This is a genomic window from Flavobacterium sp. S87F.05.LMB.W.Kidney.N (genome assembly GCF_004366435.1).
Classification (GTDB): Bacteria; Bacteroidota; Bacteroidia; order Flavobacteriales; family Flavobacteriaceae; genus Flavobacterium.
Window position 1 is genome coordinate 192,017 of sequence record NZ_SODX01000005.1, and the last position, 17,554, is coordinate 209,570.

Genomic DNA, 17,554 nt, shown 5'->3' on the forward strand with positions numbered 1-17,554 from the left:
CGATAAAGCTTTAAAAAAAACTTTGTGCCTTAGTGCCTTCGTGGCAAGCAAATTATAAAGATCGCTTAATCCCCAATTCAAGTCCTCGCAATTCTGCCAAGCCTCTTAAACGGCCAATTGCAGAATAACCCGGATTTGTTTTTTTCTTCAAATCATCCAGCATTTGGTGACCGTGATCTGGGCGCATCGGCAATTTGCTGTTATTTCTTTTTTCGACTTCTAAAATCGCTTTTACCACTTCGTACATATCAACATCACCTTCAAGATGATTGGCTTCGTAGAAACTTCCTTCCTCATCTCTCTGCGTGCTTCTTAAATGGATAAAATTCATTTTATCGCCGTGACGTCTTACAATTCCGGGTAAATCATTATCGGCTCTAACGCCATAAGAACCTGTACACATTGTAAATCCGTTTGATGGAGACGGCGCTGCATTCATTAATTCCACTAAATCTTCTTCCGTGCTTACTACTCTTGGTAAACCTAAAATAGGGTAAGGTGGATCGTCAGGGTGAATAGCCATTAAGACACCTTTACTTTCGGCAACTGGAATAATCTGCTGTAAAAAGTAAAATAAATTATCTTTTAAAGCCTGTCTGTCAATATGATTATAAGCACTTAAAGTAACTAAGAAATCTTCAACCGTATAAGCTTCTTCGGCACCTGGAAGTCCCGCTAGAATATTACGTTGTAATTTTACTTTATCTTCATCTGTCATGGCTTCAAAATAACTTTTTGCTTTTTGAATTTGAGTTTCAGAATATTCTTTTTCTGCGCCTGGTCTTTTTAAAATGAACAATTCAAAAGCCGCAAAAGCATTAATGTCAAAACGAAGTGCTTTAGAACCGTCTTCAACCGTATAAGATAAATCGGTTCTTGACCAGTCTAAAACGGGCATGAAATTATAGCAGACACATTTGATGCCGCATAAAGCCAGATTTCGAATGCTTTCTTTATAATTTTCAATGTATTGAAGGTAATTTCCAGTTTGTTTTTTAATGTCTTCATGAACCGGAATACTCTCCACAACCGACCAAGTTAAACCAGAAGCCCCTTTTTTAGGATCACCGTTTTCGTGTTCAATTTCAACTTTTCGTTTAATGATTTCGTCGATGCTCCAAACTTCTCCGTTTGGAATATGATGTAATGCGGTTACAATTCCGGTTGCTCCAGTTTGTGCTATATCTTGTAAAGAAACAGGGTCATTTGGTCCGAACCATCTTAATGTTTGTTCCATGTTTTATTTGTTTTTGGTTTGATTCCTGAAAGGTTTCCAAAACCTTGTAGGTTTAAATTATTATCTATATAAATAAAAAACATACCTACAAGGTTTTAGAAACCCTGCAGGACGTGAGAAATCTTAAATGCTTGTTGCAGCAAAACCTCCGTCGACTTTTAAGATTGTTCCAGTCACGAATTTTGACATATCGCTGCATAAAAACAAAAGCGCACCGTCAATATCTTCTGGTGTTCCAAATCTTCCCATTGGTGTATGATCGATGATTTTTTCGCCTCTTGACGTTAGTTTTCCTTCTGGAGTTAATAATAAAGCGCGGTTTTGTTCTCCAATAAAAAATCCAGGAGAAATAGCGTTTACACGAATTCCTTCGCCATATTTTTGGGCCAGTTCAACTGCCATCCATTGTGTGAAGTTATCAATTGCCGCTTTTGATGCCGAATAACCTACAACTCTAGTTAAAGGTCTTTGTGCCGATGCGGATGAAATATTAATGATATTTCCTGATTTCTGTTTAGCAAAAAGCGCCGCAAAAACCTGAGATGGAAGCATAGTTCCAATAATATTCAAATCGACAACCTTTTGCAAATCATCTGTTTTCATATCATAAACAGCTTGGTCGGGCTGAATTGTCGCACCCGGCATATTTCCTCCTGCAGCGTTAATTAGAATATCCAGACGACCGTATTTTTCTACGATAAAATCTTTTGCCCTTTCTAATTCTTCTTTGTTTAAAACATTCGCCTGAATGGCAAATGCCTGGCCGCCATTTGCTTCTATGCTTTGTACCGTTTTCTCTGCTTTTTCCAGCGATTGAGAAACAATTCCAACAACAACACCTTGTTTAGCCAGAACGTTTGCAAAGTTGCTTCCTAATACTCCCGCACCACCTGTTATAAGTGCAATTTTACCTTTTAGATTGAATATTGAATCCATTATTTAGTTATTTAAAAAATCAATAGTTTAAATTCCAAATTTCAATTTGAAAGATAAAGTATGATTAACATTTAGTTTAATTTTTAAGTTTATCTGATTCCGCTTTGAGTTTGGAATTTGGTATTTCAAAAATTGGAATTTTAATTTTAACCTCTTATTGCTCCAATCAGTTCTAATACTCTTTTAGTCTCATTTTCGATTGTATCGTAAGCTTCGTATTCCATAACATTTTTACTGATTAATTTACTTCCCATTCCCACAGCAGAAACACCAGCATTAAACCAAGTTTCAATACTTTGACGGGTAGTATCAACACCTCCAGTCGGCATAAAAATTAAGTTTGGAAAAACATCTTTGATAGCACTCATAAAGTCTGGCCCTAAAATATTTCCAGGGAAAAGTTTGATGAATTGAACTCCGGCATTTTCAGCAGCAATAATTTCAGTTGGAGTCATGCAGCCAGGCGCGTATAAAACCTCTTTACCAATTAAAAATGAAGCTACTTCAGGAACAAAACCCGGACTTATAAAAAAGTCAGCTCCAGCCAAGAAATAAGTTTCTGCCTGCGCTAAGTTTTTAATAGTACCAATTCCTAAAAGCATTCCTGGCATTTCGGCGTTTCTAATTTCAATTAATTTCTTAAAATTAGAAAGAGCTTCAGGACCTCTGCTTGTATATTCCACGGCTCTAATTCCCACGTTATAAAGTGTTTTTAAAACGGCAATACTTTTATTTTCGTCAGCATTAAAATATAAGGGAAGCATTCCTTGTTTTATAATGACATCAATAGAATTCTGAATGGTACTCATGGCTTATATTTTTACTTTAATTACAATTTTTTTCAATTCACCTTCTCCAATCATTGCGGTGTGTACATCTTCAGGAAATAATATGGCAAATTGTTTTTCCTGCAATTGAAAGAAAGTATCTGGAGCATCATGAAAAAAGCGAACATCTCTTTCGTCGCTGTAATCGCCATTTGGGTTTACACATTTCTCTCTCGGTTTCCAGGCAAAAGTTTCTGGTCCTTTTATTGAAATCTGAATGTCTATGTTTTTGTCGTGGCATTCAAAACCTTTAACGGCTTCTTCTTTTGTATTTCCTTGTCCGACAATTACAATTAGTTTTAAGCCTTCGCCAATTTCAAAAGCGCCCTCTTCCAGATTGGCAATATCATTTTGATTTACATAATCGAATGCTTTTTTAAAATTGGGATGCAGACCGTAATATTTTGCTGCGTTGTGTAGTGAATCTACTATCATTTGGTTAGATATTATTTAGTTTTTTAATCGTGTATTTTAGTTGATTAACAGAAAAAATAATTGTTTTTTTAATGTTATGTGTATATTTGCGTGTGCGTACACGGTATTTTACAAATGTATGTAAAATGAAGTGTAAAACAACTTATTTTTAATAAAATAAATTAAATTTACTGCACTGCTTTTATTTTTTTAACTTAAAAAGAATCAATATCATAACAATTAAGAAAATTGCCGAATTAGCTAATGTTTCGCCGGGAACAGTCGATAGAATTATACATAAGCGCGGACAAGTGGCGCAGGAAACTGTGGATAAGGTTAATGCTATAATTGAGGAATTTGGTTATAAAAGAAATATACTGGCAAGTAATCTGGCGTTAAATAAAAAATTTCATTTTGCAGTTTTTCTTCCAAAGTCTGAAACCTTGGAATATTGGAAAAGTCAGGTTGACGGGATTGAAAAAGCAGCCTTGGAGTTTAGCAAATTTGGAATTGTATTGGATTATTTTTTCTACGATTACAATCTGATCTCATTTCAAGAAACTGTTCAAAAAGTAATGCAGTTTGATTGTGACGGTTTATTATTTGCGCCTATATTTTATGAAGATTCTGTTCAGTTTTTAAAAGAATATCAAAAGAAGAATATTCCAGTTGTAATGATTGATTCTAATATTTCTGAAGGAAATGAACATGCGTACGTAGGGCAAGATGCTTTTCAGAGCGGTTATTTAGCGGGAAGATTAATCAGTTTTGCAGTAAAAAATGAGAGACAAGTTTTGATTTTTAAAATTACGAGAGAAATTGAAAGTACTTCGGTATACTTACAGCGTATCGATGGATTTTATTCTTATTTTAAAGATCATAACGAACTGACGAATTTTAAATTTTCAGAAGTCACTTTAAAAGATTCCAAAATAGATCAGTTGAATTTGGAAATGTTTTCTGGCGTAAGCAGCATTTTTGTGCCAAATTCCAGAGCTTATATTGTCGCTGGATTTTTAGAAAAAAACAATATAAAAGGTGTCCGTATTATTGGTTTTGATTTGTTGAAAGAAAATATCGAATATTTAAACAAAGGCATAATCGATTTTTTAATCAATCAAAGACCAGAAGATCAAGGTTATAAGGGGATTAATTATTTGTATAAGAAATTGGTTCTACAAGAAGATGTTGAACGTACACATTATATTCCGTTAGAAATTATTTTGAAAGAGAATTATTTTCCTGTTAGAAAATCAATTTAAACTATTGATAAATTTTAAACCTGACAGGTTTTTAAAACCTGTCAGGTTTCTAAAGTAACGAAATCATTACTTTTTCATCTTCACAATCAAAGGATTATTAATCTTCTCAGCAAAAGCACTCAAATAAGTTTCCCATTCTTGTTTAGTTTGAAACGGACTTCCTTTTTTCCATCCAAAACCAGCATAATAAATTGCTTTATTATTTTTTACAGTGATATTTCCATATAGATTACTTAAATCTTTTTCATCGGTAACATGATTATCAAAGCTAATTAAAGAACCTTTTGGCGCTACTAAACCCATTCCAATTTCAGAATCATCAATAGGCTCCCAGTAACTTAGCCAGCCTTTTTCTAAATTTGTTCCTGTAGTTCCTTTTTTATCATGAAGTGTCAAACCAGCAGCAATAGTTTTAGTTCCAGTAACATTGATTTCGAAGCGAGAAAGCTGGCTTCCATAATCCAAACTGATCAATTTAGATTCGGTTATTCTATTGCCTTTCGCATCCCAATCAGCGTAGGTTAAAATAAAGCTCGTTCGGATCGGACCATTCGTAATAGTTTTCCAGCTGATGAAATTTTTAGAAAAATAATATTTACCATCCACATTTACAGCAATTCCGCCAATACCTCGGCTTGGACCCACCTGAAAATTATCAAGTCCTTCTCCAGTATCTTTATGATACGTTCCAGTTCCGTTTGTGGTTTTTTCATACCATTTATTAATAATTGGATATTCCACTCTTTTTAGCCAGGCATCGATTCCGCTGGTTAATGTTCCGCCTGGAATATTTTCTTCCACCATTTTTTGAGCCACAGGACCGTAAGTTCTAAAAGCGACTTTGTTGTTTTCCCAAGCGTAATCATCTGTTCTTTCTGGAACAAATCGTGAATAACAGCTAACGACTTTGGACGCAGAAGGATTTGTACCGACTAAAATCTCAAAATCTTGCTTTGAAGAAGCTTTTATTTTGGGCTGAAACAAAAGAACATCCATAATTCCGTCGCCGTCATTGTCTACAGTCTGGGTTTCTAGAAATGAATTGCTGTTGATTTCTTTTACAGCATAATTTTCAAGTTTAGCATCTGCTTTTAATCCCAGCGTTTTTTTAGTTAATTCAACTGTTTCAAATTCTCGGTTTACAGGCAAATTATTGATAATTGTAATTGTTTTGTTTTGAGATTGAACTGTAAAGTTCGCTGCCAGAATTGCGGTAAGTAAAAGATATTTTTTCATTTTGGATGCTGCTTTTTTATTTCATAAAAATACAAATCAAAAAGCAAACAGAAATACACTATTGGAGTAAATATGTACAAATTATTGATATTGAGAGTAAGTCACAAGAAAGTTAATAATTTAAACTTATCTTTAAATATTAAAATCAAGATAAAATGAAACAAAGCGCCGGCATATTAGCCTATAAATTCATTGATAAAACAGTATTCTTCTTTCTAGTTCATCCAGGCGGACCATTTTGGAAAAACAAAGATTTAGAATCTTGGTCGATTCCCAAAGGAGAGTTTACAGATGACGAAGATCCGCTGGAGGCTGCCATACGAGAATTTAAAGAAGAAACTGGTTTTGAGGTTGATGGAGATTTCATAAAACTGCAATACGTAAAATTGAAATCTGGTAAAGTTGTTCATGCTTGGGCGGTTGAATTTGAATTTGATGAAACACAGCTAAAAAGCAATGATTTTGAAATGGAATGGCCTCCAAAATCTGGGAAACTAGCAAATTTCCCTGAAGTCGACAGAGGAGAGTGGTTTCAAACGCACGATGCCTTAAAAAAAATAAATCCTGCTCAAGCCGATTTTATCGTTCAAATGATTTCTAAAATTTCGGCTTCTCTTTAATTTCTTTGTTTCCTTAATGAGATAATTTTTGTAATTTACATTCATATCATCTGAATCATTTATCAGATTAATTAAAATGAAATAAGAATATGGATGTGAAGTGTATTATTTTCGACTGCGATGGAGTTTTGGTAGATACAGAAAAAATTGGGAATGGAATATTGCTTGAAATGGCAGCTGAGTATGGTTTTGAAATGGAAATTGAAGATGCATACCGCAATTTTAACGGTCGAAATTTAAAAGATTGTTTTCTTCATATCGAAGATGCTATCGGAGCAAAACTGCCGGAATCTTTTGAAGCAGAATACCGTGAAAAAAGTTTCAAAGCTTTTAAAACAGAAGTAAAGCCGATGGAAGGTGTAGTATCATTTATCGAAAAACTTAATATTGCGTATTGTGTGGCGTCAAGCGGACCAGTTGAAAAAATCAGGCTGAATCTTGAAGCATCTGGTTTACTGGATAAGTTTGAAAATAAGATTTTCAGTTCCTATCAAATTAACAGCTGGAAACCAGATCCTGGAATATTTTTATATGCCGCAAATGAAATGGGTTTTGAGGTAAGTGACTGTATAGTTCTGGAAGACAGTAAAGCAGGAGTGAAAGCTGGAATAGATGGCGGATTTAAAGTATTTGGACTTGCCAATGGTTATAACAACTCAGATTTGGAAGAAGAAGGTGCAATGCTTTTTTATACTTATGAGGAACTGAGTGATATTCTTGGAGTTTGATTTGTTTCAGGTTTTAGGTTTCAAGTTTCAGGTTCTGAGTAGAACTTCGACTTCGCTCAGCCTGACACTAATTAGGTTGTAATTGTCATCCTGAGCGAAGTCGAAGGAAACGTGAAATATCTCATAAAGCGAGATCAAATTTCTATTTTTTCTAATTTTCATATTCTTAAAAACAAATGTAATTTGTTACATTAAAATTAAATTTCATATATTTGAGTTTGTACATTCGTTTTTTTAATGAGTTTTTTATGATGAATTTGTAATGCTTCATTAGAAAAATCGGATGATTTAGCTAGAAAAAGACTTTTCCCAAAGAGTCATTCTTTAGAATGTGATTTCCCAAAAGTCACATGCAATTAACCTACAGACAGACAAAATGACGAAATTTATAATTAGAATTTTAGTTCTATCACTATTACTCGTTTCTTCAATCGAAGCCCAGATTAAAAAGATTGGTGTTCCTTTTATAAGCAATTATAATCCGAAAACGTATAAAGCAGCTTCCGAAAATGGAGATGTTGTACAAGATTCTAAAGGCATGATGTTTTTTGCCAATCACTTCGGAATCATGCAGTTCGACGGTGTACGATGGAGTATTGTTACACAGCCTGAAAACAGAAGTATGGTTCGTTCGCTGGCAATCGATAAAAATGATAAAATTTATGTTGGAGCACAAGGCGACTTTGGTTTTACAACGCAATTGCCTAATGGCCAATATCGATATACTTCGCTGGTTAAATTACTTCCTGTTTCAGTTCGAAATTTTGGCGATGTACTTCACACTACTATTCAAAATGGGAATGTGATTTTTTTCTCTTACGAAGGAATATTTATTTATAAGAATAATAAAATCAAGGTTTTAAAATCAAATTCTAGTTTTGATGATTTTTTTGAAGTCAATAAAGAGATTTATGTTTTAGATAATGAAAGAGGATTATTGAAATTAAAAAACGACTCATTAATTGCAATTTCAAATGCTCAGAAATTTGCCGGCATGAAGATTAGGAAAATCTTTAAAACAAAAAAAGGACTTTTATTATGCACACAAAAGAATGGTCTTTTTATTTATTCCGATAATCAAATAAAACCTTTTGTAACAGAAGTTGATTATTTATTAAAGCAAAATCAAATCTCTGCTGGAATTGAGCTTTCGGATGGATATTTTGGAATTGGAACCCGCCAAACAGGATTGATAGTTATAGATGGTTCAGGAAATTTGATTCAGCATATCAACAAACAAATAGGTTTGCAAAATGATTATGTAACAAATCTTAAGGTTGATAAGGAGGGAAATTTATGGGTTACGCTTAAAGAAGGTATTTCGATGATTCAAATTTCTTCGCCTTTGTCTAAGATTTTGGATAAATCAAATTCAGAAACCAAAATATACTGTAGTCAAATTTATCAAAACAAGTTATACATCGCTACAGATAACGGTTTATTCTCGCTCGATTGGGAAGCTTATAAAAACGGGAAGCGTGAAAATGCCAATTTTCTGCATATTGCTGGCATGTCTGAAAATGTTTGGAATATTGGCGTTTTTGGAAATTCTCTTTTGGCTTTTGAAAAAAACGGAATATATGAAGTGTCTGGTAATTCGGCAAAAATACTAGCAAAAGTAGACGGCGCTTGGAAAGGGATTTTAGTTCCAAATCATCCAGATTTACTGCTTGTAGGCGGTTACAACGGTTTGTATCTTCTAAAAAAAATAAATAATTCTTGGATTTATCAGCATAAAATAAAAGGTTTTCAGGAAAGCAGCCGTATAATTGAAACGGACAAGAACGGCAATTTCTGGATTGCTCACGGTTACAAAGGAATTTTTAAACTTCAATTTAATACCGCATTCGACTCGGTTTCTAATGTCCAGTTTTATAATCAAGAAGATGGTTTTCCGTCGAGTTTATTTTTGAATACTTTTAAAATTGATAATCAGATCTTTTTTGGAACGACAAAAGGGGTTTACAAACAGAATACATCTTCAAACAAAATGATTCCAGACGCTATTTTTAAAAAATATCTGGGAATGGAAAATCATATTCGGTTATTAAAAGAGGATAATCAGAATAATATTTGGTACGTTTCTGGAGAAAATACTGGGAAAATGACTAAAAAAGCAAATGGCAGTTTTGATGTTGAAGAACTTCCATTTAGAAAACTTAGATATTTATATGTTCCAGGTTTCGAAAATATTCAGACAACAACAAACGGCGATGTCTTTTTTGGCACACAAGATGGTTTAATTCATTACAATTCAGTTAAAAAAAAGAAATACCAAACCAAATACAAAGCTGTAATTTCAGAAGTTAAATGTATTTTTCCAAAAGACAGTCTGCTGTTTTCAAGTCGTTACGATGTGCTTCCGAATAAAACAAAATCTGCAGAAAAAGAAATTTCAAGAGTTTTATCGTATTCCAATAATGCCGTTCATTTTTCTTTTTCTTCTCTTTTTTATGATGAAGCTGATGCCACAAAATATGAATATTGGCTGGAAGGTTTTGAACCAAAATGGTCGGAATACAGTCTTCAAACCGAAAAAGAATATACCAATTTACCTGAAAATGAATATGTGTTTCATGTAAGGGCAAAAAATATTTATGATGTTGTAAGCGAAGAAGCTGTTTTTCGCTTTGAAGTTTTACCGCCTTGGTACAGAACGATTTGGGCTTATGTTTTATATTTAATTCTCTTTGGTGTTTTGATTTATACGATTATCAAATACCAAAAAAATCTTGCGGAACGTGACCTCCAGCAATTAATTTTGAATCAGGAAAAAGAATTACTGCAGAATCGTGCAGAACTTAATGAACAAAAATTGGCATTAGAACAAGAAAATATGGTGATAATGCGGGAGAATCTTGAAACAACGATTAATCTCAAAAACGCTAAAGTAGCTTCAAACACTGTCAATCTTATCCATTTAAATGAAATTCTGCTTTCTATAAAAGAACTCATCGGACAAATGGATAAGAAGAATGATCCTAATGTCAATTTCAGTTTGTTAACTAAAATAAATAAATTGATCGATCATGAATTGCAGGGTGATAAACATTGGAATGAGTTTGAGGAAATTTTCAATCAGCTGCACGATAATTTTATGCAGAGACTCAAAACAAGTTATCCTGAATTGACGCCGCGTGATATGCGATTGTGTGCATATCTGCGAATGAATTTCAATACGAAGGAAATTGCACCGCTCTTGGGAATTTCTGTAAGAGGTGTGGAAGATACCAGATATCGCATTAGAAAAAAACTACAGCTTCCTTCTGAAGCAAACATAACCGAGTTTATTCTGAATTTTTAGTTTTCCTCATTTAAGTGAAATTTTAAGTGATTTTATGCTTTTCATCGATGCTTTGTTACATTTCTTCGATAGTACCGTAGTCAAACCGTACTCCAAAATGTAAGTCTTGCCTGGTTTTTTAGTTAATATTGCGTTGTTATTGTCGGAAAATACAAACTATTTTTTTTAAATGGCATTTATTGAAGAAATAACATTTACTAACTAAAAACCTATTTAAAATGAAGCAAAATGACTTTTTTTTCGGCCGACCACCGAAAAGCAAATCTTATTTATTAAAACAATTTTGTGTTGCAGTTTTATTTCTACTGCTGCCATTTCTGAAAGCCCAAGCTCAATGTAATACGCTTGTTTGGTCTGATGAATTTAATGGTACGACAGTAGATTTAACCAAGTGGCAAAGCATCTCAGGAAACGGCTGTCCATCGCTTTGCGGATTTGGAAATGCCGAAGCGCAGCGTTACGAACCGAATCAGGCAACAATTGTAAAAGAAGGAACGAATAGTTACTTGAACATTGAGGCTAAATATCAGCCCACGTCACAGTTTCCAGATCAGCCGTATGCGTCTTCCAAATTAACAACAGAAGGGAAGTACGCTTTAAAATATGGAAGAGTTGAAGCTAGAATGAAGTTATCTAATGGCCAGGGAGCGTGGCCTGCTTTTTGGATGCTTCCCGTAAATGGAAATTGGCCGTATACTGGTGAAATTGACATTATGGAAGCCAAACACAGAAATCCACAATCTGTAGATGGCACTATTCATTATGATGGAAACGGCTATCATTTTACAGGAAGAAGCTACAGTTCTCCAACCGATTTATCTTCTGATTTTCATGTTTATGCGGTAGAATGGGGACCAAACTTTATAAAATGGTTTGTTGACGATGTTTTATTTCACACAGCAACTCCAAATACAACTGTAAACAGCGGATGGCCTTTTAATGATAATCAGTTTTATATTATTTTAAATCTGGCTGTTGGTAGTGCCGGAACTCCATATACTAGTGTAAATGGAGCTGGGGTACCGCCGCTTCCTGCTGATTTTCCAGCAAAATTGCAGGTAGATTACGTTCGTGTTTATGACGGAAGTTATAAATATGGAGTTGCGGGAGATGCAAAAGTATATCAAAATGAAAGCAGTAAAACTTATTCTATAAATGCTATAACAGGTGCCTCTTATAACTGGACGGTCCCTGCAGGTGCGACGATTACTGCGGGACAGGGAACAAATGCTGTTACGGTAAATTGGGGAACTTCGGGTGGCGATGTTTCTGTAACAGCGACCACTTCCGGCTGTACGGCAAATACATATAAACTAGCCGTTGTAACAGAACCGGTAATTCCTGTAGAGAAAATTCAGGAAGATTTTCAATCCAACAGAAATATTGTTTACGGAAACAAAACTGGAGTTTTGACAGAAGCGGTTGCCAATCCTTCTGCAACAGGAATTAATACTTCGGCTTTGGTTGGAAAATATGTCCGTAATTCATCTGAATTGTACGATGTTTTCAATATTAAAAACGTAGTCATCAGTAATGCTAATGATTATGTGTACGGAAGAAAAAGAATTTCTTTTGACATTTATACTTCGGCTCCAGTTGGAACTAAAATTTCAATGCAGCTTGAAAACAGCTTGGTAACCACAGCTACTAATTATCCGTCTGGAAGACACAGCGGTTATAAAGCGACTACTACAGTTCAAAATAAATGGGAAACTATTGAATTTGAGTTTGAAAAAATAATAGATCCAAACACAAGTGCTTTGACAATCAATAATATTGCTTTCCTTTTTGAATCGAATTCAAATTCTGGTACAACCTATTATTTTGATAATCTGCTGACTAGAGCAGCGCCAGAAAAACCAATTATTGCAACCGACGTTTTGCAAAATTATGACGGCATCAATAAAATCATAAAAGGAACTACAACTGGAACGTACTCTGTGGTAGCAAATCCAGGTGCAAATTCTATCAACTCATCTGCGAATGTGGCAAAATATGTTAGAAATGTAACCGAACAATACGATGTGCTTTTCTTTAATACACAAACTTCGATCGAAGATGCTGGTTTATTTAAAAATCAGACTAATAAAATCATGATCGACGTTTATACCTCGGCACCAGTTGGAACGGTTGTAAGTATGAATTTTGAAAATAGCGCAACATCGCTCCCTGCGAATTATCCAACGGGAAGAAATAGTAATTATGTGGCTATTACAACCAAACAAAACCAGTGGGAAACCTTGACTTTCTATTACAATTCAAGTCCAGATGCTGGAACTTCGAATCTGGCAGTAAACCAAATGGTTTTATTGTTTAATTCAGGTTCTTATACAAACGATACGTATTATTTCGACAATATCAGAATTGGTTCAACCAAACTGCCAGATACTTTTACACCAGGAGTTGTTTACGAAGATTATCAAAATACCCACAACATTACGTTTAGAGACGCTATTGGAACTTATATACCAAACACTGTAAATCCGAGTGCATCGGGAATTAATACTTCTTCGAATGTTGGAAAATACGTGCGTAAGTCCACTGAAATGTATGATAATTTCTCTTTCAATACGACTTTAAACAATATTGGAGATTTTAAAGCCGGCACTAAAAAATTCGCTATGGATATTTATACATCTGCGCCGGTTGGCTCTATAATTTCTTGGCAGGCAGAAAGCAGTGCTTCGGTTCCTGCAAATTATCCTGTTGGCAGACACAGTATTTATCAAGGCGTTGTCAAACAAACCAATACTTGGCACACCATTACTTTTACCTATGTGAGTACGCCCGATGCTTCGACTTTAGATAGTGAAGTAAACCGCTTTGTATTTTTATTTGAACCGGGAACAAATTCTGGAAATACTTATTATTTTGATAATATCAGAGCTTTAAATTTAGTTTCTACCGAAACACCAGCAGGATTGCCTTCACCTTGGATTAGCACAGATTTAGGAGCTGTTACCCCTGCGGGAGAAGCATCACATTCTAACGGAACTTTTACAATTAAAGGTTCAGGAAATGATATTTGGGAAACAAGCGATCAATTTCAATTTGTAAATCAGTCTATTACTGGAGATGCGGAAATTATTGCTAAAGTAAATTCATTAACGAATACCAATACGTATGCAAAAGCTGGAGTAATGTTCCGTGAAACGCTTACGCCGACTTCTAAACATGCCATGACAGACGTAAGTGCCGCAGCTGGTATAGAATTTTTATCTAGAGAAGCAACTTCTGGAGTAACAACAGCTCAAGTTGTGGCAGGAACAGCTCCAAAATGGATTCGTATCGTAAGATCTGGAAACATATTCACTTCTTATTCATCTGATAATGGAACGACATGGACACAAGTTGGAACTCCAAAAAACATAGCAATGGCCAATACGATTTATGTTGGAATGGCAGTGACATCTCACGCGAACGGAACTTTAGCAACAGGAGTTTTCAGCGATGTTATAGTTCGTACTATTACATCAAACCCAAATGTCAATTTAGCTTTAGGCAAAACAGCAACGGCTTCTACCGAAGAAAATGCAACGCTTTCTGCAAATAAAGCAACTGACGGAGACGGTACAGCATCAAGATGGGCAAGTTCTTTTGCCAATGCAACAGAATGGATTTATGTCGATTTAGGAAGCAATTACACACTTAACAGAGTTGTTTTAAAATGGGAAGCGGCTTTTGCAACTCAATATAAAGTACAGCTTTCGACAGATAATGTTTTCACCGAAAATGAAACAATAAATACGCAGACAGCCAGTGATGGAGGTACGGATGATTTAACGGTAAGCGGAACAGGAAGATATCTTCGCATTTTATGTACAGCAAAAGCTTTGGCTCCTTACGGATATTCATTGTATGAAATTGAAGCTTATGGATCGTCTTCAACGGCTAAAATGGCTTTGAATGTTGCTGAAGAACCTCTGGCGGAAGAAGCTGTTTTTGCAGTGTATCCAAATCCGACCACAAATTATGTTCAAGTTTCATCTCCTGAAAACCTAGACAATAAAGTCATTACGATTTATGATAATTCTGGGACTTTAATTTTGCAAAACAAGCCTCAAGGGAATGAAAGTGTAATTGACGTGAGTAAACTTCGCAGAGGAATATATATTCTAAACTTCAAATCAGACCAAAAAAGCTGGAGTAAGAAGTTAATTAAGAAATAATTTTTAAATCCGTTGGGTGCAATTCAAGGAGGGCATACCAGTTGTACCTGACGGATTTAGTTAGTCATTTATTTGAAAATGACTTTGGTTTTAGAATCTATTTATTAACCCCAAAACTATTTAGATATGAATAAAATTAGACTTCAAAGATTTTCTTTTTTGATGACACTTTTTTTAGTGTTTTCAAGCCTAATGCATGCTCAAGGGCCTGTACCATTTACGATTAGTAATAATTCGACGTTTGCCGACAGCGATTTATATGTTGCCATTGTAGGAATCGATTATACTACAGGAAACCACGTTTGGGTAAATGCCAAAACAAGTCAGGTTTTGCCAATGAGCGCTTCTTACAACACAGTTACAGGACCCACTTATGGCGGAAATACAGGACCAGGGCAAAACTCCAAATATGCCGCTTGTTTTACTAAGTTGAGTGAAATTCCAAACAAGACCTTTACACTTCCATTAATAGCAGGATGTCGAGTTTTTATTTCTAAAGGTTCGCAGTTGTATTTTTACTTTTTTGGTGCTAACGGAGCTCCGTCAGGATACGCATCGCCAAATCCGCAGAATGCTACAGATCCAAATCAGGGAATTTTGTATGAAATGATCGAATTGACCAATAATCAATATGGTTTCTTCGGAAATCCAACAAGAGTCGATTCATATAAATATCCAATGGGATTGGAGTTATTTGGTGCTAACGGTTATCAAAAGAAAGTGGGAGACTTGAAAAAGCACGCTGATATTGTAGCTGCTTTTAAGGCCAATGTTCCAGCAGAATTTCAAGGCTGTGTCAATGACGCAACGGGAGAAATTACAGCTCCGTCTAAAACTCCAGCTTATGCTGAAGGATCAGGGCCATACGCAAACTATTTAAAATCATATATCGACGCAATTTGGAATAAATACAAAAATGAAGATTTGATTTTTTATGCAGGAGATGCGGGAGTTTTTAAAGGACGAGTTATTGGAGAACAACTAGAAATGGTGGGACAGTCTGGAGCTTTTGTTGGAAGAACAGGACGTGTACAAAACCGACCAACAACGCAGGAAGCCCTTGAAGGAAAAGGCGTTTTGGACAGAAGATTGGTTGACGGGGATTTAGATCTTGTAATTCAGGCGCAATTAACAGCTGCGATTAATCGACATGTGGTAAATACAACAACGACAAATCCTGGACAGCAGAATTGGTACGATGCATCGAAATATTATCAAGTAAATCCAACCAATCATTATTCTAAATTCTGGCATTTACCGGGAATTAATATCGATAATTTGGCTTACGGATTTGCTTATGATGATGTTGCCGATCAGTCGCCATCTCTTCATTCGCCACAGCCAACAAAAGTTATCGCAACATTTGGGGGTTATTACGGACTTACGACGCCTTCAGTTCCAGCTACAACAGATGTAATAACAGTTTACAAAGATTGCAATTATGCAGGATTCTCTGGCGGATTGACAATTGGTGATTACAATCTAGCTCGTTTAAATTCTTTAGGTGTTTTAAATGATGATATTTCTTCACTAAAAATTACTCAAGGTTATCAAGCGATTTTATATCAAGATGATAATTTTACAGGAGCTTCAACCGTAATTAATTCTGATAATTCTTGTTTGAATACCACTTGGAACGATAAAGTAAGTTCGATTAGAGTTATTGCAAACGGAACAACGACTTTAGGCAACCAGACTTTCTTTCTTCAAAACAGAAACAGCGGTTTGTACATGGACGTTTGGAATTCCAGCATGTCAAACGGAGCAGGAATCAATCAAGGGGCTTTGAATTCTGGTAACAATCAGAAATTTACTTTCACGCATTTAGGAGACGGAATGTACAAAATCATTGCCAACCACAGCGGAATGTCAATGGATATCAATAACTTCAATAAAGCCAATGGCGCAAGAGTAGAGCAGTATCCGTACAATGCTACAACAAATCAGCAGTTTATTTTGGTTTCAACTGGTGATGGCTATTATAAAATTGTTGCCCGTCACAGCGGAAGAATTGTTGAGGTAGCAGGAGCAAGTACAGCTTCTGGAGCGATCGTTCAGCAATGGGATAATAACAACCAGACTTGTGGACAATGGAAATTAGTTCCAGCCACAAGTTCGCAGACTTCAGTTTTAATTCAAGCAGAAGATTATTCAGCGATGAGCGGTATTCAAGTTGAAGCAACAACAGATACTGGAGGAGGTTCAAATGTTGGTTATACAGAAACAGGTGACTGGTTAGCGTATAATAGCATTAATTTCCCAACTACAGGTTCTTATTTAATAGAATACCGAGTGGCTAGTGCTGTCAATGGCGGAAGATTATCATCTGATTTAAATGCTGGAGCAGTTGTATTAGGAAATGTTGATATTCCAAATACCGGAGGTTGGCAGAACTGGCAGACCGTTTCTCAAACCGTAAATGTTAATGCAGGAACATATAATTTCGGAATCTATATTCAGAATACTGGAATGAATATCAACTGGATTAAAATTACAAAAGTAGCGGGAGGAACAGCACGAATGGCTTCAGTTGAAACAATGGAAGAACCAGCCGAAACAATTTTAAATGTTTATCCAAGTCCAGTTGAAAGTACACTTTATGTAACAGCAGATCTTTCTGGAGGAAGCGTAAAAATTGTAGATTCTCAAACAGGATCTACTGTAGCATCTCAAAAAATCAACAACAATAGTTTTGATGTTTCGCATCTTAGAAAAGGAATCTATTTTATAGTTTTTGAAAAAGAGGGCAAACAAACGATCAAACGATTCATAAAAAAATAGTTTTAAAAAGTGATCTCAGGCTTTAGATTTAGATAATAAA

At 35.2% G+C, this 17,554-nt stretch carries 11 protein-coding genes; 6 read left to right on the forward strand and 5 right to left on the reverse strand.

Annotated features, from left to right (window positions below):
- Positions 1-52: 52 nt before the first annotated feature.
- The 4 genes from uxuA to EDB96_RS16390 form a co-directional block, all read right to left on the reverse strand.
- Positions 53-1,237, reverse strand: a complete 1,185-nt coding sequence (uxuA, locus tag EDB96_RS16375; RefSeq protein ID WP_134141981.1) for a mannonate dehydratase — start codon at positions 1,235-1,237, stop codon at positions 53-55.
- Between the two features lie 123 nt (positions 1,238-1,360).
- Complete coding sequence (locus EDB96_RS16380; RefSeq protein ID WP_134141983.1) at positions 1,361-2,173, reverse strand: SDR family oxidoreductase; 813 nt, start codon at positions 2,171-2,173, stop codon at positions 1,361-1,363.
- A 146-nt stretch (positions 2,174-2,319) separates the two neighbouring features.
- Positions 2,320-2,982, reverse strand: a complete 663-nt coding sequence (locus tag EDB96_RS16385; RefSeq protein ID WP_134141984.1) for a bifunctional 4-hydroxy-2-oxoglutarate aldolase/2-dehydro-3-deoxy-phosphogluconate aldolase — start codon at positions 2,980-2,982, stop codon at positions 2,320-2,322.
- A 3-nt stretch (positions 2,983-2,985) separates the two neighbouring features.
- On the reverse strand, positions 2,986-3,435 hold the full coding sequence (locus EDB96_RS16390) for a YhcH/YjgK/YiaL family protein (protein ID WP_134141985.1): 450 nt from the start codon (positions 3,433-3,435) through the stop codon (positions 2,986-2,988).
- A 227-nt stretch (positions 3,436-3,662) separates the two neighbouring features.
- Here EDB96_RS16390 and EDB96_RS16395 point away from each other — a divergent pair, with 227 nt between their 5' ends.
- Positions 3,663-4,676, forward strand: coding sequence for a LacI family DNA-binding transcriptional regulator (locus EDB96_RS16395; RefSeq protein ID WP_134141987.1), 1,014 nt, complete (start codon positions 3,663-3,665; stop codon positions 4,674-4,676).
- Positions 4,677-4,742: 66 nt separating this feature from the next.
- Here the strand turns inward: EDB96_RS16395 and EDB96_RS16400 are convergent, their stop codons facing one another.
- Positions 4,743-5,912: a DUF4861 family protein gene (locus EDB96_RS16400; protein WP_134141988.1), complete on the reverse strand. Its 1,170-nt coding sequence runs from the start codon at positions 5,910-5,912 to the stop codon at positions 4,743-4,745.
- A 155-nt stretch (positions 5,913-6,067) separates the two neighbouring features.
- Here EDB96_RS16400 and EDB96_RS16405 point away from each other — a divergent pair, with 155 nt between their 5' ends.
- The 5 genes from EDB96_RS16405 (at position 6,068) to EDB96_RS16425 (ending at position 17,514) form a co-directional block, all read left to right on the forward strand.
- Positions 6,068-6,532: an NUDIX hydrolase gene (locus tag EDB96_RS16405; protein ID WP_134141989.1), complete on the forward strand. Its 465-nt coding sequence runs from the start codon at positions 6,068-6,070 to the stop codon at positions 6,530-6,532.
- A gap of 89 nt (positions 6,533-6,621) precedes the next feature.
- Positions 6,622-7,260, forward strand: a complete 639-nt coding sequence (locus EDB96_RS16410) for an HAD family hydrolase (RefSeq protein ID WP_134141990.1) — start codon at positions 6,622-6,624, stop codon at positions 7,258-7,260.
- A gap of 376 nt (positions 7,261-7,636) precedes the next feature.
- Positions 7,637-10,564 (forward strand): triple tyrosine motif-containing protein, encoded by a 2,928-nt coding sequence (locus EDB96_RS16415; RefSeq protein WP_134141992.1) that lies wholly within the window; start codon positions 7,637-7,639, stop codon positions 10,562-10,564.
- A gap of 218 nt (positions 10,565-10,782) precedes the next feature.
- Positions 10,783-14,733, forward strand: a complete 3,951-nt coding sequence (locus tag EDB96_RS16420) for a family 16 glycosylhydrolase (protein ID WP_134141993.1) — start codon at positions 10,783-10,785, stop codon at positions 14,731-14,733.
- Between the two features lie 126 nt (positions 14,734-14,859).
- Complete coding sequence (locus tag EDB96_RS16425; protein ID WP_134141994.1) at positions 14,860-17,514, forward strand: beta-1,3-glucanase family protein; 2,655 nt, start codon at positions 14,860-14,862, stop codon at positions 17,512-17,514.
- The last annotated feature ends 40 nt before the right edge of the window (positions 17,515-17,554 follow it).